Origin of the sequence: Massilia sp. BSC265 (assembly GCF_000740675.1) — a bacterium.
In the GTDB taxonomy this organism is placed as follows: domain Bacteria; phylum Pseudomonadota; class Gammaproteobacteria; order Burkholderiales; family Burkholderiaceae_D; genus Telluria.
The window spans coordinates 148331-166913 of record NZ_JPXI01000030.1 but is presented as its reverse complement, the minus strand read 5'-3'; the positions used below and the strand labels follow the sequence as shown (position 1 = coordinate 166913).

Here is an 18583-nt window from a genome sequence, read left to right as displayed (position 1 = left end):
GGCGGGAAACCCGCCCACGCTACAGTTCAGGTGTTGTTGACGACCAGGCGCGGTTCACCGACTGCAAAACGCTGGCGAATCGACGCCGCAATGCCCTTGGCGTCCAGCCCAACGGAAGCCAGCAGCGCCGCCGGATCCCCCTGGTCGATGAACTTGTCCGGCAGACCCAGGTTCAGCACCGGCTTGGCAATCCCTTCCGCCGCCAGCGCTTCCATCACCGCGCTACCTGCGCCGCCCATCACGCAGCCCTCTTCCACCGTCACCAGGTAGTCATGCTCCTTCGCCAGGCGCTTGACCAGTTCCACGTCGAGCGGCTTCACGAAGCGCATGTTGGCCACCGTGGCGTTCAGCTCTTCGCCGGCCGCGATGCTCGGCGCCACCATCGAGCCGAAGGCCAGGATCGCGATGCCCTTGCCTTCGCGGGCTACCACCCCCTTGCCGATCTCGATCGAGCTCAAGGCTTCCTGGATGCTTGCTCCGACGCCCGCGCCGCGCGGATAGCGCACCGCGGCCGGGCCGGGATAGTGGTATGCCGTGGTCAGCATCTGGCGGCACTCGTTCTCGTCCGATGCAGCCATGACGACCATGTTCGGGATGCAGCGCAGGTAGGCCAGGTCGTAGTTGCCGGCGTGGGTGGCGCCGTCGGCGCCCACCAGGCCTGCGCGGTCGAGCGCGAAGGTCACGTCCAGGTTCTGCAGGGCCACGTCGTGGATCAGCTGGTCGTAGGCGCGCTGGAGGAAAGTAGAGTAGATCGCCACGACCGGCTTCAGGCCTTCGGTGGCGATGCCGCCCGCAAACGTCACCGAGTGCTGCTCGGCGATGCCGACGTCGAAGTAGCGCTCCGGGTACTGCTGGTGGAAGCGCACCATGCCCGAGCCTTCGCGCATCGCCGGCGTGATGCCGACCAGGCGCTTGTCCGCGGCCGCCATGTCGCACAGCCAGTTGCCGAACACTTCGGTGTAGGTGATCTTGGCCGGTGCCGTAGCCGCCTTGATGCCTTCGAGCGGGTTGAACTTGCCGGTGCCGTGGTACAGGATCGGCTCGGCCTCGGCCAGCTTGTAACCCTGGCCCTTCTTGGTGACCACGTGCAGGAACTGCGGGCCCTTGAGCTTCTTGATGTTCTCCAGGGTCGGGATCAGCGAATCCAGGTCGTGGCCGTCGATCGGGCCGATGTAGTTGAAGCCGAATTCCTCGAACATCGTGGCCGGGACCACCATGCCCTTGGCGTGTTCTTCGAGCTTGCGCGCGAGATCCAGCACCGGACCCGGCAGCACGCTTTTTCCGACATTCTTGGCGGCGGCGTAGAACTGGCCGCTCATCAGGCGCGCCAGGTAGCGATTCAGCGCGCCCACCGGGGGCGAGATCGACATGTCGTTGTCGTTCAGGACGACCAGCAGGTTGCAGTCCTCCTCGACGCCCGCGTTGTTCAGGGCCTCGAAGGCCATGCCGGCGGTCATCGAGCCGTCGCCGATCACGGCGATGGCGTGGCGGTCTTCGCCTTTCAGCTTGGCCGCCTTGGCCATGCCCAGGGCCGCCGAGATCGAGGTCGACGAGTGCGCGGTGCCGAAGGTGTCGTAGATGCTCTCGTCGCGCTTCGGGAAGCCCGACAGGCCGTTCAGCTGGCGCAGCGTCGGCATGCGCCCGCGGCGGCCGGTGAGGATCTTGTGCGAATAGGTCTGGTGGCCCACGTCCCACACGATGCGGTCGTGCGGGGTGTTGTAGACATAGTGCAGCGCGATGGTCAGCTCCACCGTGCCCAGGTTCGACGACAGGTGTCCGCCGGTCTTGGACACCGAATCGAGCAGGAACTGGCGCAACTCGGTCGCGAGCGGGGTCAGTTGCGTGCGCGGCAGCTTGCGCAGGTCCGCGGGGTCGTTGATGGTCTCTAGCAGGTTCATTTATGCCTTCCGCTGCACGATGAGGTCCGCGAGTTCGCGCAGCCGCAGTGCTTGTTCTCCGAATGGCGCCAGCGCTTCGTGCGCTTCACGCCGCAATTGCTCGGCCAGTTCCTTCGATTGGTCCAGCCCGAGGATCGACACGTAGGTCGGCTTGTTGTCGGCGGCGTCCTTGCCCGCGGTCTTGCCCAGCGTGGCCGAATCGGCCGTCGCATCGAGCACGTCGTCCACCACCTGGAAAGCCAGGCCGATCGCCTTCGAATAGGCGCCCAGGGCTTCCAGCTCGACCGGCGACAGGTCGCGGCCGGCAAGCGCGCCCAGGATCACCGAGACGCGCAGCATGGCCCCGGTTTTGAGCTGGTGCATGCGCTCCAGTTCCTCGCGCGTGAGCGCCAGGCCGACGCTGTCAAGGTCGATCGCCTGGCCGCCGCACATGCCGCTCGATCCTGCCGCTTCGGCCAGCAGGCGCAGCATCGACACCAGGCGCGCGGGCGGCAGGGACGCGATCCCCGCCAGGGTCTCGAAGGCCTGGGCCTGCAGCGCGTCGCCGACCAGCAGCGCGGTCGCTTCGTCATAGGCGACGTGCACGGTCGGCTTGCCGCGGCGCAGGTCGTCGTCGTCCATGCAGGGCATGTCGTCGTGCACCAGCGAGTACACGTGGATCATCTCGACGGCACTGGCCACGCGCGCCAGCACTCCAGCGTCGCCGCCGAACAGGTCGCCGCTCGCGTAGGCCAGCAGCGGGCGCACCCGCTTGCCGCCGCCCAGCGCGGTGTAGCGCATCGCCTCGTGCAGCTTGTGCGGGACGGTCGTGCCGGCAGGCAGGAAGGTGCCGAGCGCGCGCTCGACGTCCTGCTGTACCTGCTGCATCCAGTCCTGGAATGACTGCGTCATTGCTCGCCCTCGCCTTCGGCGGAGAAGGGTTTCAGCATGTCGCCTTCGAGCACCTTGACCTGGGACTCGACCTTTTCCAGCTGGGCCGCGCAATACTTCACCAGCTCGGAGCCGCGCGCATAGGCGGCCACCGAGGCTTCGAGCGGAAGCTGGCCGGATTCCATCTGCGACACGAGCTGGGCCAGCTCGGCCATCGCGCCTTCGAAGGATTCTGGCGCATTCGTATTATTTGACATAACTTTGCTTGGGGAAAGGCGCAAGAGTGCGCCATGGGTCAGTCCAATCGCGTATTTTAGATCAATCCTTCCCCTCAAGGGGGCGCACATTGCACCGCTCGCAACTTGCTTTTATGAAACATTTTAACGCAATGGCGTCTATCCTCCTGAAACCCGTGAGTTTTCAACAACTTATTTGCGCGGTTTCGCCGCTTGCCCGTGACGGCCCCTGACCCCTGAGTCTGTTTCCACGGTATAATCTTCGGTTCTGTCCGAAATACCGTATTCCTTTTCCTAAGATTTTGGTCTTTGGATTCTTTCTCTTCTTTGGTAGTACTTGATTAAAGGGGGGTTGGGATGTCCGATCTGGCTACCCACGCCAAGCTGGCGCGCTCGTGCGCGCAGCTTCCGGTAGATGTCTACTTTGACAATGCGCTGATGCAGCGCGAACTGCAGCAGCTGTTTCACAAGGGCCCACGTTACGTCGGCCACGAATTGATGGTGCCTGAGGTAGGCGATTTCGCGACACTTGCATCCGAAAACGAAGGCCGCATGCTGGTCCGCAACGCGGGCGGCATCGAAGTGCTGTCCAACGTCTGCCGTCACCGCCAGGCGCTGATGTTCAATGGCCGCGGCAATGCCAATACCATCGTGTGCCCGCTGCACCGTTGGACCTATGACCTGAAGGGCCAGCTGATCGGCGCTCCGCACTTTCCGGAGACGCCGTGCCTGAACCTGTCGAAGACGCCGCTCCAGAACTGGAACGGCCTGCTGTTCGAACAGAACGGCTACGACGTCATGGAGAAGCTGAAGAACCTGTCGGTGACCAAGGACCTGGACTTCTCGGGCTACATGTTCGACCACGTCGAGATCCACGGTTGCGACTACAACTGGAAGACCTTCATCGAGGTCTACCTGGAGGATTACCACGTCGAGCCTTTCCACCCGGGCCTGGGCAATTTCGTCTCGTGCGACGACCTGAAGTGGGAATTCGGCCGCGACTACAGCGTCCAGACCGTGGGCGTGAACCGCGCGCTGCAGAAGGCGGGGTCGCCGGCCTACAAGAAGTGGCAGGAACAGGTCCTGAAGTTCAACAACGGCCAGCCGCCGAAGTACGGCGCCATCTGGCTGACCCTGTACCCGAACATCATGGTCGAGTGGTACCCGAACGTGCTGGTGGTGTCGACCCTGTGGCCGGTCGGGCCGCAGAAGACCCGCAACGTGGTCGAGTTCTACTACCCCGAGGAGTTCGTGCTGTTCGAGCGCGAATTCGTGGAAGCCGAGCGGGCCGCCTACATGGAGACCGCGGTCGAGGACGACGAGATCGGCCTGCGCATGGATGCCGGCCGCAAGATCCTGATGGAGCGCGGCGTCAACGAAGTCGGCCCCTACCAGTCGCCGATGGAAGACGGGATGCAGCACTTCCACGAGTGGTACCGAAGCAAGCTCGAGCTGTAATTACCAGGAACCCGATGGCTTCACTCTGGATGCTGTTTGCCAGCTTTGCGTTCGCCGCCATGGGTGCGGGCGTGAAGCTGGCGTCCGAGTTCTATTCCACCTCCGAACTGCTGATGTACCGCGGCCTCATCGGCACGCTGGTCCTGCTGGTGGCGGTGCGCCACCAGGGCGGCACCTTCAAGACCCCTTTTGTGGCGGCCCACGTCTGGCGCAGCGTCGTCGGCGTCGTCTCGCTGTGGCTGTGGTTCTTCGCCATTTCGCGCCTGCCGCTGGCCACCGCGGTCACGCTCAACTACATGGCGCCGATCTGGATCGCGGCCTGGATGTTCGCCCACGGCTGGTGGCACGGCACCAAGCTGCCCGAGTGGCCGCTGGTCATGGCGATCGCCATGAGCTTCTTCGGCGTGACCCTGGTGCTGCAGCCGGCGATCGAGACCAAGCAGTGGCTGGGCGGCCTGGCCGGTGTGGCCTCGTCGCTGATCTCGGCCGCCGCCTACATGCAGGTGCGCAAGCTCGGCCAGATGGGCGAGCCGGAATACCGTGTGGTGTTCTACTTCTCGCTGAGTACGACCGTGGCCGGCCTGTTCGGCACGCTCGCGGGCGACAGCGGGGCCGGCCCGGGCGCCGTGTTCCAGAGCCACACCCTGTACAGCGGCGCCCTGCTGCTGGGCGTCGGCATCTTCGGCCTGCTGGCCCAGATCGCGATGACGCGCGCCTACCGCGTCGGCAAGGTGCTGGTGGTGGCCAACCTGCAGTACACGGGCATCGTGTTTTCCAGCCTGTGGGGCCTGGTCCTGTGGAGCGATACCTTCGACTGGCATGTCTGGCTGGGCATCGGCGTGATCCTGGCATCCGGCATCGCCGCGACGTTCTACAATACACGCAGCACGGCCAAGGGCGCCGTGGTCAAGGATACCGATCCCATCGCCAGCGAAACTTGAGGAGCGACATGTACAACACCCTGATCTCCGCACACGACTTGGCAGCACATATCGATGACCCGTCCTGGATCGTGGTGGACTGCCGCCACGATCTGATGAACCTGGCGGCCGGCCGCGAGGGCTATGCCATCGGCCACCTGCCGGGCGCGGTCTTCGGCGACATCGAAACCGAGCTGTCGGGCGCCAAGCGCGGCCCGGACGGCGTCTTCCGCGGCCGCCATCCGCTGCCGGAAAAAGAGGCGCTGATCGACACCCTGCGCACCTGGGGCGTCAATGACGATTCGCAGGTCGTGGCCTACGACGCCCACGGTGGCATGTTCGCCGCACGCCTGTGGTGGCTGATGCGCTGGCTCGGCCACGAGGCGGTCGCGGCGCTGGACGGCGGCATGGCAGCCTGGCAGTCGCTCGGCAAGCCCTTGAGCACCGAGGCCGTGTCGAAACCGCGCGGCAGCATTAGCGTCCGCGCGCCCTTCGTGCCGACCGTGACGGTGGCCGAAGTGATGGAAAACGTCGAAAAGGGTGAACGCATCGTGATCGACGCGAGAGCAAGCGACCGTTTCCGTGGCGAGAACGAAACCATCGACCCGGTCGGCGGCCATATCCCGGGCGCCCGCAACCGCTTCTTCAAGGATAACCTGCAGCCTGATGGCCGCTTCAAGGATGCGGACACGTTGCGCAGCGAATTCGCGCCGCTGGTCGACGACCCGAAGCGCGCCATCATGCAGTGCGGCTCCGGCGTCACCGCCTGCCACAACCTGCTGGCGCTGGAAGTCGCCGGCATGCCTGGTGCGGCGCTGTATCCGGGGTCGTGGAGCGAATGGGTGGGCGACGGCAAGAACGAAACTGGCCGCCCGGTAGCAACCGGCGACGCTTGAAGCGGGGGCCTTCACATGAAACGAGCAGCAACGAAAGATAACGCAGCAATGTCGGATGTAGACAACAACAAGGCAGGCGCCCCGGCGCTGGAGATTCCCGAAGCGGTTGCCGCCGCCCTGAGCGGCTGGGTGCAGCAGGTAGCCGAGCAGACCGCCGCGCCGGTGCGCGCAGCACTGGCCGAGGTCGAGGCCGATGCGGCCGCCCTGCGCGAGACCAGCGCCGAGCTGCAGGCCGCGCGCGACCAGGCGCTGGCCGCATCCAGCGAACACCAGGCCGAGATCGAACGCCTGACGGCGGAACTGCGCGACGCGCGCCAGGTCGCCACCGAGGCGCTGGTGAGCAAGGCGAAGGACCAGCTGGCGATCGAGGGCAAGGACCGCCAGCTGGCCGACCTGCGCGCCCAGCTCGAGCGCAATGTCGCGGCACAGGCGGCCGAATCGGACGCGCGCCTGGCCGCGGAAATGGAGCTGGTGGGCGCCACCACCGCGCGCGACACCTTCGAACAAGAAGTGAAGACCCTGCGTGCGCAACTGGACAAATCCTACGCCGAGCGCAGCAACCTGCGCGCCGAGCTCGAATCGCTGCGCGCGAAGAAGTAAGCGGCCATGGAACAGCGCAATACACGCCAGCGCAAGGCGATCCACCAATGCATGGAAGACGCCGGGCGCCCGCTCGCGCCGCAGGAAATCCTCGAGCACGCCCAGACCGTGGTGCCGGGCATCGGCATGGCGACGGTGTACCGCAACATCAAGTCGATGCTGGAAGCGGGCGAGATCACGACCGTGTCGCTGCCGGGCGGCGGCGACCGCTACGAGCTCGCGGGGCATGGCCACCACCATCATTTCCACTGCCGCTCCTGCGACAAGGTGTATGAGGTGCATGCCTGTCCGGGGGATATGCAGAAGCTGACGCCGGATGGTTTCCTGCTCGAGACGCACGAGCTGACGCTGTACGGCTTGTGCAGCGCCTGCCGTTTACGATAATGGTTCTGTAGGGTGGGCGGCGTGTGATCTACGCCACTGGCGCAGATCACCCCACGCGGTCAACGCTCCCCAGCACGGCCGCGACGAATCAATATTTAGCGATCACCGCGTGGGCGGGAGACCCGCCCACCCTACCGGCAATCCTTGCAATAACGGTGGTTGCGCAGGTGCGCACCCAGCAGCAGCACGCTGCTCAGCACCGCTGCCACCGTCTCCGCCATCTCGCCCAGCTGCGGCCCGACCACGAACACGGCCAGCAGGAACGCGCCCAGCCCCGCCAATCCGAGCATTAATGCGACCGGGTCACGGTGCTTGACATACCCCGGCACCAGCGCCAGCAGCACCGGCACCGTCACGCCCAGCAGCAGCGCATCATGCAAGGCATGGTGCGCCCCGCCCAGCCCCAGCAAGGGAAATGCCGCGATCAACAGCGGCATCGCCAGGCAGTGCAGCAGACACAGGGCCGACGCCGCCATGCCGGCGTAGTCGGCAAACCTGATCAGGGCCTTCATCAGAAGATGAATCGCAGGCCGGCGGTGATGTTACGGCCGGGCAGCGGCGCGGCTTCCTTGATGAAGGAGGTATGGCTGAACGCCAGCTCGTTCGTCAGGTTGTTGATGCGCGCGTAGAGCTGGGCCGGCACGCCGGCAATGCGGGTCGTGTAGTGGGTGCCGAGGTTCAGCATGTTGTAGCCGCCGGTCGTTCCCTCGAACTCCGCCACCTTGTCCTGCTTGCCGACCCGCACCAGTTCGACCATGCCGTGCCACGCCTGCCAGTCCGCGTTCAGGCGCACGCCGATGCGGTGGGCCGGGATGCGCGGGATGTTGCGGCTGCCGTCGGCGCCGATGTCCTTGTCGAAGCGGGCGCGCACATAGTCGCCGAACAGCGTGCCTTCCACGACGTTCGAGAACTTGTGGCGCAGCTCTCCTTCGAGGCCGCTGAAGGTCGCATCGCGCTGGGCGTATTCGACCAGCTGGAAGCCTTCGTGGTTGTCCAGCGTGTGCGCGTAGATGTAGTTGTCGACGCGGTTGTGGAAGGCGCTCAGCGAGAAGGTGGTATTGCCCTCGAACTTGCGCAGGGTGACATCGATGTTGTTCGAGGTTTCCTTGCCCAGGTTCTGGTTGCCGATCTCGTAGGTAGAGGTGGCCAGGTGCACGCCGTCCGCGTACAGCTCCTCGGCGGCCGGCAGGCGGTGGGCGCGCGAGATCCCTGCGCGCAGCGAATACTGGGGCTGGAACTTCCAGACCGCGCCCAGCGCCACCGAGGTGCCCTTCGCTTCAGTGTCGCGTGCGCCGGCAAAGCGCGCATTGTCGACGGCGATGTCCTGCCATTCGTGGCGCAGGCCCGCTTCGAAGCGCCAGTTGTCGAGCTTGTACTCCTCGGTGACGAAGGCCGCGTGGCGCTTGGTCACGGTCGGCGGCACATAGGCTTCCTCGCCTTCGGTGTCGAAGTCGCGGCGCGTGGTCTGCAGGCCGATCACGCCGCGCCAGCCGGCGACCGGCAGGTGCTCGAGCTCGACGCGGGCATCGTGCGACTTGTTCATGAAACTGGTGGAGACCACGCCTTCTTCCAGTTCGTCGTGGCGGTAGTCGGTAAAGGAGGCGCGCAGGCGGGCCTTGGCGAAACCAGGCAGCGGATTGCGGTACTCGCCACGCAAGTCCCAGCGCTCGCTGTTCAGCTTCACGACCGGGACTTCTTCATGGCCGTGCCCGTGATCGTGGTCATGCTCTTCTTCATGCCCATGGCCGCCGCAGTGCAGGTGGTCGCCGTGCGGATGGCAGCTCGCGAATTCGTGACCGTGGCCCGGGATGCCGTATTCGGTGCGCTCCTTGGTGTAGGCGGCGCCCAGGTAGCCGCGCTCGCCCACCCAGGACAGGCCGACGGTGCCGGTCTCGGTGTCCTTATGGCTGCCGTGCACGCGCTTGCTCCCTTCCCCGCCCTCCCAGCCCTTGCCGACGCGGTATTCGCCGGCGTCGCGCTTGACGCCCTCGGCGTGGACGGCGAAGTTGCCGCTGCCGCCGGTCACTTCAAAAGCGCCGGTCTTCTCGCGCGCCACCGAATTGGCGCGTACCTCGGCGCTGCCCTCGACGCCCTTCTCCGGCACCTTGGTCGGAATCTTGCGGTCCAGGATGTTCACCACGCCGCCCACCGCCCCGCCGCCATAGGCCAGCGCCGAAGGCCCACGCAGCACTTCGATGCGCTCGGCCAATACAGGTTCAAAAGCGACAGCATGGTCCGGGCTGATGGTCGAAGCATCCTGCACTTCCGCACCATCCGACAGGATCTTCACGCGCGGGCCGTCCATGCCGCGGATCACCGGACGGCTGGCGCCGGCGCCGAAGTGGCTCGAGGTGATGCCCGGCTGGTTGGCCAGGGTTTCGCCCAGCGTCGATTCGCGCACGCGCACCAGTTCTCCGCCGCCGAGCGAGGTGACCGGGGTGATCATGTCGTCGCTCACCACGCCCAGGGCGCTGGCGGAAACCACCACGGTCGGGACGGTGTCGGGATCGGCCTGGAGGCGGCTATCGGTCTGGGTTTGGGCTTGGGCCAGTGGTGCGCCGAAGGCAAACAGGATCGCCAGCGCGAGCGGCGTACGTGGGAAGGTCGAAGCGGGCATACAGGGTTCCTCCGTTGAATTCTCCGGTAATGATAAGTCATTATCATTAGCGAAGCAAGAAGGAAACACGGCCTGCCCTCCCTTGCCGGAGCGCCATGTCGATCCGGGAAAGGGAAGCAGCCGCCGCTCAGTAAGCGTGGTTCAGCGCGACCACGATCGCAACGCCAAGCGCAATCAGGAGTACCTGCGGCACCGATTCGCGCACGGTGGCGCGGCGCTGCATCTGCGGCATCAGGTCGCTGACCGCGATATAGATGAAGCCCGAGGACGCGAACACCAGCACGTAGGGAATCAGGTCGCTGGCGCGGTCCAGGGTGAAGTAACCGAGCAGGCCCCCGGCCACCGACAGCAGGCTGCACAGGAGGTTGAAGACGTAGGCGCGCAAGCGCGAGAAGCCGGCATTGAGCAACACGATGAAATCGCCGATCTCCTGCGGAATCTCGTGGGCGACGATGGCGAGCGCGGTGACAATGCCCAGTTCCGGGTTGGCAAGGAAGGCCGCGGCGATCAGGATGCCGTCGGTGAAGTTGTGCATGCCGTCGCCCAGCAGGATCATCCAGCCCGACTTGCCGGCCTGGCGGGCGTCATGGCCGTGGGCGTGGTGGTGGCCGTCGCCTTCGTGGTGGTGCGAGTGGCGCAGGATCGCCAGCTTTTCCAGCACGAAGAAGGCCAGCAGGCCGCCCAGCAGCGTGGCGAACAGGCTGCGCGTGCTGGCCCCGGACGCGAAAGCTTCCGGCAGGGCGTGCAGCAAGGAGGTGGCCAGCATGATGCCGACCGACAGGCTGACCATCCGCTCCACCACCTTCGACAGCAGCGCGAACGAAAACACGGCAGCGCCGGTAATGCTGGCGACGCCGGCGATCACGGTCGCCAGCAGGATGGAAGAGAGAATGGGGTCGATTTGAAAACCTCTTGTTCTGATCTAACGCGGAGCGGCAAACCGGGCATTGTACCCTGCCCGGCCGCGCTCGGTGCAGATCAGGCAAGGCCGTGCCGGTTCTTAGGCGACGCCGTGCTTGGAGAACCAGTCCAGCGCCTTGGCCCAGCCGTCCTTGGCGTCGGCGGCATTGAAGCTCGGACGGTAGTCGGCGTGGAAGGCATGGCCCGAGTTCGGATAGACGTGGATCCTCGAGCGGCTATTGCCGGCGTCGAGCGCCGTGCGCATGCGCTCCACCGATTCCAGCGGGATGCCGGTGTCCTTGGCGCCGTACAGGCCGAGCACAGGCACCTTCAGGTTCTGGGCGATGTCGATCGGATGCTTCGGCTGCAGCGGGTTGGTCTCGCCCACCAGGCGGCCGTACCAGGCCACGCCGGCCTTGACGTCCTTGTTATGCGCGGCGTACAGCCAGGTAATGCGGCCGCCCCAGCAGAAACCGGTGATGCCCAGCTTGTCGGTATTCCCGCCGCGCTGCCTGGTCCACTTGACGATGGTGTCGAGGTCCGTCATGACCTGGGCGTCCGGGACCTTGGCGATGATGGTCTTCATCAGGGTCCCGGTATCCGGCGCCTTGGTGGCGTCGCCCTGGCGCACGAACAGGTCCGGGGCCACGGCCAGGTAGCCGGCCTTGGCGAAGCGGCGCACCACGTCCTTGATATGTTCGTGGACGCCGAAGATCTCGGAGATGACCAGCACCACCGGCAGGTTGGTGCGGTCCTTGGGCTGGGCGCGGTAGACCGGCACGTCCTGGCCGTTGACGACCACGATGTGGTCGGCCGCATCCAGGCCCTCGGTACTGGTCTGGATCTGGGTCTGCGCCACCACTGGCAGCGCGGCGACGGCGAATCCGCCGCCGGCGGCGGCTTTCAGGAAGACGCGGCGGTCGACACCCTCGCTGAACGCGCTGGCGGACAGCAGGCTTTCGGCATCGCGAATGAGATCTTTCATGTGGCCCCTCCGGTTGTGTTGGACAGGCTTGCTATCTTAGCAAAGTCCGGAGGGGCGCACGCTAGCGCTGAGTTGCGTTAGCGGGTCAGCGCGAAGTTGACGCTCGACTGGTTGGCGCTACCGATGTCGACGTTGTCGACCGACTTCGTCACGTAGCCGGCTGCGGCTGCCTCCACGCGGTACTTGCCGCTTGCTGCCGCCGTGCTGGCGCTGAAGGCAAGCGGCAGCGTGGTGCTATACATGGCGAACTGCGGCGCCGCCACCGGCAGGTTGGCAATCGTGTAAGCGCCGGTAGCCAGGTCCGCGCCCTGGTACTTGATGGTGACAGTCGGGCCGGCAGCGAAGCTCTGCTTGGCCGAGACGTAGGCAGCTTCGGTACTGGCGGGGCTCATGGTGACCGTGCCGCCGATCGAGCCGGTATTGCCCGGCGCAAGCAGGATCGGGGCGCTCGATGTGCTCAGGACCGTGGTGCTGCTGGTCGAGGCCACCGGCACGCTTGCCACCACGCTGGCCGCGCTGTCGTTGGCGGTGATGACGACGTCGTAGTTGCCCGGCGCGAGGCGTGAGAGGACGAATTCACCGGTGGTCGGATTCGGCGTGGTGGCGCTGACGACCTGGCCGTTCTGCTGCGCCGAGACCTGTACGCTGCGGCCCAGCAGCGCGGTGCTGACGAAACCGGAGATGCCGTTCAGGGTCGCCGGCACCACCTTCACGACGGGTTTCAGCGCATAGCTGTTGCGGCCGCGGGTGACGACGGACTTGCAGGCGTCGAAGTCGAGCACGACGTCGGTCCTCTGGCCGGCCGTCACCTCGAAGTTCCCGACCAGCTTGATGCCGCTCCGGACTGCACTCGGCGTTTCGAGCGGCTGCTCGGTCTTGCCGGCAGTCGGCACCACGCTGCTGCCATTGCCGTCCAGGACCAGGCGCAGCTGGGTGTAGCGGCCCGCTTCCAGCGACGTCTGGCCGAGCGCTTCGAGCACGCCGTTGGTCAGGTTCAGCAGGTTGATCTTCTTTGCCGGGCTCAGGGTGATGTCGGTCCAGCCGGCATCAAGCTCCGACGCGCCTTCGCTGCGGTGCACGCGCACCTTGGAAACGGTGACGTTGACGGCGTCGAAGCCGCAGGCCGGGGCGTCGGTCATCGACACGGCCAGGGTACCGAGGGTGCTGATCGGCGTGGTGGCCGGGACGTCGCTGCCGCCACCGCCGCCACAGGCAGACAGAACGGCGGCGCTGATGGCGGTGGCGCCCAGCAGGGCGAGGCGGGGTGTGGTCTCGAACATGTGATGGATTGCCTTTCAATGGGTCTGCCAACAGCAGCTTTGAAGGAATCCTAGCATTCAGAAAAGCAACTGTTACGTGTTTCGGCACACATTGAAACAGTTGCTTACAGTCTTTACAGATGAGCAGGGTTTGACTGGCCTGCACGCAACAGCCGAGCGGCGTCAGCGATCGGTCGAACGCCGCTTCAATTGGCCGATAACGCTTGCCACCTTGGTCGTGATGACATCGACTGCCGGGCCGTTGGCGCCGTGGGGCAGGATGACGTCGGCATTGCGCTTGGTCGGCTCGATGAATTGCTTGTGCATCGGACGCACCGTTTCCAGGTACTGGCTGACGATGCTTTCCGTCGTGCGGCCGCGTTCCGCGATATCCCGTTGCATGCGGCGGATGAAGCGCACGTCGGCAGCGGTGTCGACGAAGATCTTCAGCGACATCATGTCGCGCAGGTCCGCGTCATACAGGGCGAACAGGCCTTCGATGACGATGACCGGGGCCGGCTTGACGGGAATGGTCTTGTTGGAACGGTTGTCGATCGTGAAGTCGTACTCCGGCATCTCGATCGCTTCGCCACTGCGCAGGGCCCGGACGTGCTTCACCAGCAGTGGCCAGTCGAAGGCATCCGGGTGGTCGTAGTTCTGCTTGCGGCGGACTTCGGGGGTAAGATCGGATTGGTCGCGGTAGTAATCGTCCTGCATCACGACCGACACCATCTCGGCGCCGAAGGACGCCAGGACTTGCTGGGTCACCGTTGACTTGCCACTGCCGCTGCCTCCGGCGACACCAATGACAAACGGTTGGAAGGAAATCTCGTTCATTCACGCATGATACCGGAGGGGCGGGCGAACCGACAGGGCCGCTTGGCGGAAGAACTGCAGCTTTTCCGTGACAAAGACCAGTATTCCGTACGTAACTTGTTCGTTCAGCAATGACCGCTTCAGGCTGTTACCGCCCCGCCCGCAAGTTTGGTCAACAACAGCACATCGCTCGATTCGATGCATTCAGGCACCTGCTCGGAGAGCGCCCGCAAATGCGGGGCCGCAAGATGCCGGTCGAGGTCGGCCTGGCTCCGCCATTCCTCGGTAAACACGAAGCGACGCGGGTTCGCCATGTCGCGATTGATCTGGTAGCTGATGCAGCCTTCCTCGCCCAGGGTCGTGGCGACAACGCCCCGGAACAGGGCCTCCAGCTTCTCTTCGAAGCCGGGTTTGGCGACGAAAATGGCGACAACGGGCAAGCTCATGGCGGTCTCGAGAAAGGTGCGATACCCAAGCTTAGCACGCCGGCGTTCCCGCCATGCAGGAACGCCGGCCAACTCGGATCACGGCTGCGGATTCCACCCCGCCCCGTTGCCATACCCCGCAAACACCTTCTCGCGCGAAGCGAAGCGATTTGCCACATCGGTGTCGCTCAGGATGTAGCCACCCACCCGCGCCGCCAGGTTCAGCGGATTGCCGGCCATATCAAGGCTGCCGTACTCGCGCCAGCCCGCATCGGCGCGGGCCACGAGCGGGTTCGGTGCCGGCTGCCCATTCACGCCCTGCCCTGCCCAGCCGGCCGCTGCCACGTGCGTATCCATCCTGCAGTTGATGAAGGCGATGTTGTCCCAGGTGGCGGTGTTGCCCGAACTGCGCGCCAGGTAGGTGGCGCCGTTCGGCACGTCGCCGCGCAGCGGACCCGGACCCGGACCATGGGTCAGCGCGCTGTTCAGGAACACGTAGCCGATATCGCTGCTAGTGGGCACGCGCGCCTGCAGCACATAGCCGCCGCTGCCGGCATTCGCGCTGTCGCCCACCGAGCGGATTTCGCTCTCCTCGAACAGCGCGGCGCGGCTACTGCCCCAGATGAAATCGACGTTGCCCTCCACCAGCGTGCGGTAGAACCAGGACCAGCCCTTCAGGTTCAGGGTGTCCTGCTCGCTGTAGAAGCTGGCGTTCTTCACCACCAGGCGCCCCTCGCTGTTGAAGTAGATGGTCTCGGCCTGTCCCGAGATGCCGCTGGAGCGGATGGTGGTGTTCTTCAGGCTCAAGGTGTCGAGGCTGAGCATGTCGGATGCCTCCACCAGCATCACCGCGCGTCCGCCGGACGGCGTACCGGCCGCCGTGCTGGCCTGGCTGCTGCCGGTGCCCGGATTGAAGCTCTCGTTATTGGTATACGAGATCATCACGCCGTCGCGGCTCTCGCCCTTGATGCTGACATTGTCCTTGCCGTTCAGGTACAGCAGTTCCTCGTAGCGGCCGTTTCGGATATGGATCGTGACCGGATCCGCCTTCGCGAAACGCTGCATCGCATGGTTGAGCGCGCCCTGCACGGTGCGGAAGTCGGCATCGCCGTCGTCGTCCACCGTCAGGCTGCTGCCGGTAGGCGCAGCGGCCCTGGTGGTGAAGGTCCAGCCGGCCGCCTTGCCGATGCCGACGAAAGGCGTGCCGCCCAGGCTGGTGCCCGTGAACACGCCGTCGGCAATCGCCACGTAGTACTCGGTGCCATAGCTCAACCTGTTGCTGTGCGGCTTGATCGTGACCGTGTTGCCGACGATCCGGATCGGCGTGGTGTTCACCTTGCGCACCTGCGCCTGGCCTTCGTAGCCCAGCACGTCGGTTTCATCCCTGATGCGGATGACGTCGACCAGGGCATCGTCCATCTTGCGGAAGATGCGGATGCTGCCGCTGGCGCCAAGGGTCGGCGGCTTGTCGAAGACCAGCCTGAGCGAGGTGTCGACGTGCGTCGCCGCGTCGAGCGGCGCCGGGAAGCTGGCGCCCTGCATCGCGTACACCTGGGTCGGCTGCACGAACTGCGGCGCGATGGTGGCGGCGATGGTGCGGGTGATCGAGGGCTCGGAGCCGCTACGGACCACGATGTCGGCCTTGCCCGCACCGACCGGCGTGAGGGTGATGGTATTGCCGCTGCTGGCCACCGCCACCACGGCCGGGTTGCTCGATTCGACACTGAAGCTGTCCGGCTGGCCGTCACTGGCCACGGCCGTGATCCTCGCCTGATAAGGGGCGTCGCCGACTTCCGCCGACCAGGCCTGCCCGGCCGGGTCGAGGTTCAGCTGTACGGGTTTGAGGCGCGGATCGCCGACGCGCACGTCGTCGATCATGAAGGACTTGTTCGCCGTGTACAGGCCGATCAGGCCGCGCGCCGCGAACGCACTGTCCGTCACCGAACCGAGGTTGCGGCCATCGAGGTAGACCGTCAGCGTGCTGCCGATCATCTCGAAGCGCACCGTGTAGAAAGCTGCATCCATCTCGATCGGCATGCGCACCTGGCGGATCCGGCTCAGGGTATTGTTCAGCATCCGGGCGATTTCCACCTGGGTGCTGGTGCTGCTGTTCTGCACGTTCAGGCCGGCCGCGTACCAGTTGGACGGATTGACGTAGCGCGTGACGAGATACAGGAACTTGTTGCCGGTCGTGCCGTTCGTCATCGGACGGATGCGCGCCTCGACGAAGTAGTCAGCCGAGGGGACGCCGCCGAAGGCCTCCGGCTTGACCAGGGCGAGGACGCCGCCCGTGGTCGCGGCCGTGTACTGCAGCACCTTGTTGTCGCCACCGGCCACCTCGGATGTCACGCTGAATTTGCCGTTCGGGCCCGGCACCGGCAGCAGGTCCCACTTGGCAGTGCTGCCGTTCTGGAAGTCGTCGCAGAAAGTCAGGCCGGTGGCCGGGCATGCCAGGGTCGGGTTCTGGTCCACGGTGACCTTGCCGCTGCCGCTGATCGCCGTGCTGATCTTGCCGACGCCGGCCTGGGCCAGCGCATTGGCCTTCACCAGCGATGCCGGACGCGGCGTGAAGGCATACGGCGGGGTCCAGGTGACGGCGTTCGAGACCGAGCAGGCGCCCAGCGCTTTGCCATTCAGCACCGAACCGCTGTCCTTGAAGGCGCCCGGGTTCGCACTGCTCATGTTGGTGACGACCCCGTCGCAGCCTGGCGCGCCGGCGATCTCGAACACGTTGTTCGTCGACAGGATCTTGGCGTTCTTGCCGGCGCCGATGCTGTAGCTGTGCGCATATGGCGACGCGGACTTGCTGCCGACGAAATAGTTGTTGAACACGTGGACCTGGCCGAAGCGTACGCGCGGGGCGCGCTGGGCCACGTCGCGGTACACGTTGTTGCTGAAGGTGACGCGCAGCTTGCCTTCGTCGGCCGTCGCCGAATCGCCGCCGCCGACCAGCGTGGTCTTGTCGTGCTGGCCGAAGACGTTGTACGACACCGTCACGTAGTCCGAGGCATTGGTGATGTCGAGCGCGCCGTCGTGGCACTGCTTCTTCTTGCCGTTCTCGACCGGCAGGAAATCATCGGTCAGCGGCGCGTCGGTCAGGGTCACACGGTCGACCCAGACGTGGTGCGAGTTCGAGACGCCGATCGCGTCATAGGCCGCATTCCAGTTGCCGGTGGAACCGTCGGTCGGGTCCCAGACCGGCTCCACGTCGCAGGGCGCGACGATCTTGAGGTTGCGGATGATGACCTGCGAGACGTTCGACACCAGCACGGTGCCGTTGACGATGCCCGCATTGGCGTCGGCCCCGATCAGGGTGGTATTGCTCTTGAGACGGATGGCGCCGCGCGCCGCCTGGTCGGAGGTCGAGGTGTAGGGCCTGCCCTCGCTCATGTCGATGCTGCCGACCAGCTTGATGATTTTCGGGTTGTCGCCGCCATTGTTCAGCGCCGCCAGCAGTTCGGAGCGCTTGCTGACGGTGTAGATATGGTCGATGCCGGCTGCCGAGCCGCCGAGCGTGCCGCCGGCCTGGCCGGCCCAGCCGTCTGTTGGCGCCGCCTGCCGTGCCGGGTCGGTTGCTGCGGCTGCCGGCATGCCGAACACGCACGCCAGCAGGATGGCAGCACGTGCCGCTGCCTTGAAACCTGGATGTTTCATGTGAGCTCCTGTAACTGGGTTTAGCGTTGTGCTGCGCTCTTGCGGCGACGGGCCAGGGCGAGGCCGGCCAGGCCCGCCAGCGCCAGGCCGGCGCTGCCGGGCTCCGGCACTTCCGCCGCCGCGCCGATCTGCGCGGAGAACCCGCTGAAGGCATCGTTCCAAGTGACGGTGGAGAGATCGATCGCAATCGCGTGCTCATTGATCACCGACAGGACGGGCAGCGTCCCGATACCGCTGGTGTCATCCAGCGTGAAGCTGCCGATCCGCTGGGCCAGGCCGCTGCCGAAGTCGAAGAGCGCGCGATAGTTCCCAAGGGGAGCCTCGAGGGCGTTGAGGGTCACGGTCAGCCGGCCGGTGGCACTGAAGTCAAAGGCGAACAAGGTGTCCGCACTAAGAAATTCGACCTCCTCATAGCCGTTGGGATCAATGGTGGTGATGTTGCTGCCCGGTTCCGGTTGGAACAGGTGGTCCAGTCCCAGCATCCCTTCGGCCGAGCCGTTATAGGTGCCGGTGATGGTGCTGCCTTGCAGGGAAATGGGTGCAGCGCCCGCCTGGGTTGCCGTGAGCGCTGCAGCCAATACCAGTGTCTCCAATATGATTTTTGTTTTCATTTCTTGGTCCTGATCGGTCGAGGTGATGGTGTCGACAGGCGAGCGCCGGCGCCG

Annotated in this window: 17 protein-coding genes; 5 read left to right on the top strand and 12 right to left on the bottom strand. The window is 65.4% G+C overall.

Translation table 11 applies throughout. The features are described from left to right. Positions 1 to 26 precede the first annotated feature (26 nt). Genes dxs through MA09_RS10560 form a run of 3 tightly spaced genes read right to left on the bottom strand, consistent with a single transcriptional unit; the run spans position 27 to position 3025 of the window. Positions 27 to 1898 carry a 1-deoxy-D-xylulose-5-phosphate synthase gene (dxs, locus tag MA09_RS10570; RefSeq protein ID WP_036247912.1) on the bottom strand — a complete coding sequence of 624 codons (1872 nt, stop codon included), beginning with the start codon at positions 1896 to 1898 and terminating at the stop codon, positions 27 to 29. Further along, complete coding sequence (locus MA09_RS10565; RefSeq protein ID WP_036247909.1) at positions 1899 to 2789, bottom strand: polyprenyl synthetase family protein; 891 nt, start codon at positions 2787 to 2789, stop codon at positions 1899 to 1901. It abuts the gene before it with no gap. Continuing rightward, a complete protein-coding gene (locus MA09_RS10560; protein ID WP_036247906.1) occupies positions 2786 to 3025 on the bottom strand; it encodes an exodeoxyribonuclease VII small subunit in 240 nt (79 codons plus the stop codon). Before MA09_RS10560 ends, MA09_RS10565 begins: the two co-directional genes overlap by 4 nt. A 336-nt stretch (positions 3026 to 3361) precedes the next feature. Between MA09_RS10560 and MA09_RS10555 the strand changes: the two genes are divergently transcribed. The 5 genes from MA09_RS10555 to MA09_RS10535 are packed head-to-tail and all read left to right on the top strand — an operon-like array spanning position 3362 to position 7262. Beyond that, positions 3362 to 4462: an aromatic ring-hydroxylating dioxygenase subunit alpha gene (locus MA09_RS10555; RefSeq protein ID WP_036247904.1), complete on the top strand. Its 1101-nt coding sequence runs from the start codon at positions 3362 to 3364 to the stop codon at positions 4460 to 4462. Positions 4463 to 4476: 14 nt separating this feature from the next. Further along, positions 4477 to 5403: a DMT family transporter gene (locus tag MA09_RS10550; protein WP_036247901.1), complete on the top strand. Its 927-nt coding sequence runs from the start codon at positions 4477 to 4479 to the stop codon at positions 5401 to 5403. 8 nt (positions 5404 to 5411) lie between these two features. Further along, a complete protein-coding gene (locus MA09_RS10545; protein WP_036247898.1) occupies positions 5412 to 6278 on the top strand; it encodes a sulfurtransferase in 867 nt (288 codons plus the stop codon). A gap of 48 nt (positions 6279 to 6326) precedes the next feature. Further along, positions 6327 to 6878 (top strand): hypothetical protein, encoded by a 552-nt coding sequence (locus MA09_RS10540; RefSeq protein WP_051933360.1) that lies wholly within the window; start codon positions 6327 to 6329, stop codon positions 6876 to 6878. Between the two features lie 6 nt (positions 6879 to 6884). After that, complete coding sequence (locus tag MA09_RS10535; protein ID WP_036247895.1) at positions 6885 to 7262, top strand: Fur family transcriptional regulator; 378 nt, start codon at positions 6885 to 6887, stop codon at positions 7260 to 7262. Between the two features lie 131 nt (positions 7263 to 7393). Here MA09_RS10535 and MA09_RS10530 read toward each other — a convergent pair whose 3' ends face one another. From MA09_RS10530 to MA09_RS10485, 9 genes are all read right to left on the bottom strand, one after another. Beyond that, entirely contained in the window at positions 7394 to 7774 is a 381-nt protein-coding gene (locus MA09_RS10530; RefSeq protein WP_036247893.1) for a MerC domain-containing protein, read from the bottom strand. After that, complete coding sequence (locus MA09_RS10525) at positions 7774 to 9879, bottom strand: TonB-dependent receptor domain-containing protein (RefSeq protein ID WP_036247891.1); 2106 nt, start codon at positions 9877 to 9879, stop codon at positions 7774 to 7776. The genes MA09_RS10530 and MA09_RS10525 overlap by 1 nt, the downstream gene beginning before the upstream one ends. Positions 9880 to 10006: 127 nt before the next feature. Then, positions 10007 to 10744: a ZIP family metal transporter gene (locus tag MA09_RS10520; RefSeq protein WP_036247889.1), complete on the bottom strand. Its 738-nt coding sequence runs from the start codon at positions 10742 to 10744 to the stop codon at positions 10007 to 10009. Positions 10745 to 10879: 135 nt separating this feature from the next. Further along, positions 10880 to 11764: a dienelactone hydrolase family protein gene (locus tag MA09_RS10515; RefSeq protein WP_036247887.1), complete on the bottom strand. Its 885-nt coding sequence runs from the start codon at positions 11762 to 11764 to the stop codon at positions 10880 to 10882. Positions 11765 to 11841: 77 nt separating this feature from the next. Next, entirely contained in the window at positions 11842 to 13044 is a 1203-nt protein-coding gene (locus MA09_RS10510) for a DUF4382 domain-containing protein (protein WP_036247884.1), read from the bottom strand. A 162-nt stretch (positions 13045 to 13206) separates the two neighbouring features. Then, entirely contained in the window at positions 13207 to 13860 is a 654-nt protein-coding gene (gene udk / locus MA09_RS10505) for a uridine kinase (RefSeq protein ID WP_036247882.1), read from the bottom strand. Positions 13861 to 13979: 119 nt separating this feature from the next. Further along, positions 13980 to 14285, bottom strand: a complete 306-nt coding sequence (locus tag MA09_RS10500; protein WP_036247880.1) for a putative quinol monooxygenase — start codon at positions 14283 to 14285, stop codon at positions 13980 to 13982. 78 nt (positions 14286 to 14363) lie between these two features. Further along, positions 14364 to 17918: a pectinesterase family protein gene (locus MA09_RS10495; protein WP_051933358.1), complete on the bottom strand. Its 3555-nt coding sequence runs from the start codon at positions 17916 to 17918 to the stop codon at positions 14364 to 14366. Between the two features lie 20 nt (positions 17919 to 17938). After that, a complete protein-coding gene (locus MA09_RS10485; protein ID WP_081897539.1) occupies positions 17939 to 18529 on the bottom strand; it encodes a PEP-CTERM sorting domain-containing protein in 591 nt (196 codons plus the stop codon). Positions 18530 to 18583 lie beyond the last annotated feature (54 nt).

Coding starts and splice junctions, on each gene's coding strand:
- dxs (WP_036247912.1), bottom strand. CDS start 1,898: ATGAACCTGCTAGAGACCATCAACGACCCCGCGGACCTGCGCAAGCTG.
- MA09_RS10565 (WP_036247909.1), bottom strand. CDS start 2,789: ATGACGCAGTCATTCCAGGACTGGATGCAGCAGGTACAGCAGGACGTC.
- MA09_RS10560 (WP_036247906.1), bottom strand. CDS start 3,025: ATGTCAAATAATACGAATGCGCCAGAATCCTTCGAAGGCGCGATGGCC.
- MA09_RS10555 (WP_036247904.1), top strand. CDS start 3,362: ATGTCCGATCTGGCTACCCACGCCAAGCTGGCGCGCTCGTGCGCGCAG.
- MA09_RS10550 (WP_036247901.1), top strand. CDS start 4,477: ATGGCTTCACTCTGGATGCTGTTTGCCAGCTTTGCGTTCGCCGCCATG.
- MA09_RS10545 (WP_036247898.1), top strand. CDS start 5,412: ATGTACAACACCCTGATCTCCGCACACGACTTGGCAGCACATATCGAT.
- MA09_RS10540 (WP_051933360.1), top strand. CDS start 6,327: ATGTCGGATGTAGACAACAACAAGGCAGGCGCCCCGGCGCTGGAGATT.
- MA09_RS10535 (WP_036247895.1), top strand. CDS start 6,885: ATGGAACAGCGCAATACACGCCAGCGCAAGGCGATCCACCAATGCATG.
- MA09_RS10530 (WP_036247893.1), bottom strand. CDS start 7,774: ATGAAGGCCCTGATCAGGTTTGCCGACTACGCCGGCATGGCGGCGTCG.
- MA09_RS10525 (WP_036247891.1), bottom strand. CDS start 9,879: ATGCCCGCTTCGACCTTCCCACGTACGCCGCTCGCGCTGGCGATCCTG.
- MA09_RS10515 (WP_036247887.1), bottom strand. CDS start 11,764: ATGAAAGATCTCATTCGCGATGCCGAAAGCCTGCTGTCCGCCAGCGCG.
- MA09_RS10510 (WP_036247884.1), bottom strand. CDS start 13,044: ATGTTCGAGACCACACCCCGCCTCGCCCTGCTGGGCGCCACCGCCATC.
- udk (WP_036247882.1), bottom strand. CDS start 13,860: ATGAACGAGATTTCCTTCCAACCGTTTGTCATTGGTGTCGCCGGAGGC.
- MA09_RS10500 (WP_036247880.1), bottom strand. CDS start 14,285: ATGAGCTTGCCCGTTGTCGCCATTTTCGTCGCCAAACCCGGCTTCGAA.
- MA09_RS10495 (WP_051933358.1), bottom strand. CDS start 17,918: ATGAAACATCCAGGTTTCAAGGCAGCGGCACGTGCTGCCATCCTGCTG.
- MA09_RS10485 (WP_081897539.1), bottom strand. CDS start 18,529: ATGAAAACAAAAATCATATTGGAGACACTGGTATTGGCTGCAGCGCTC.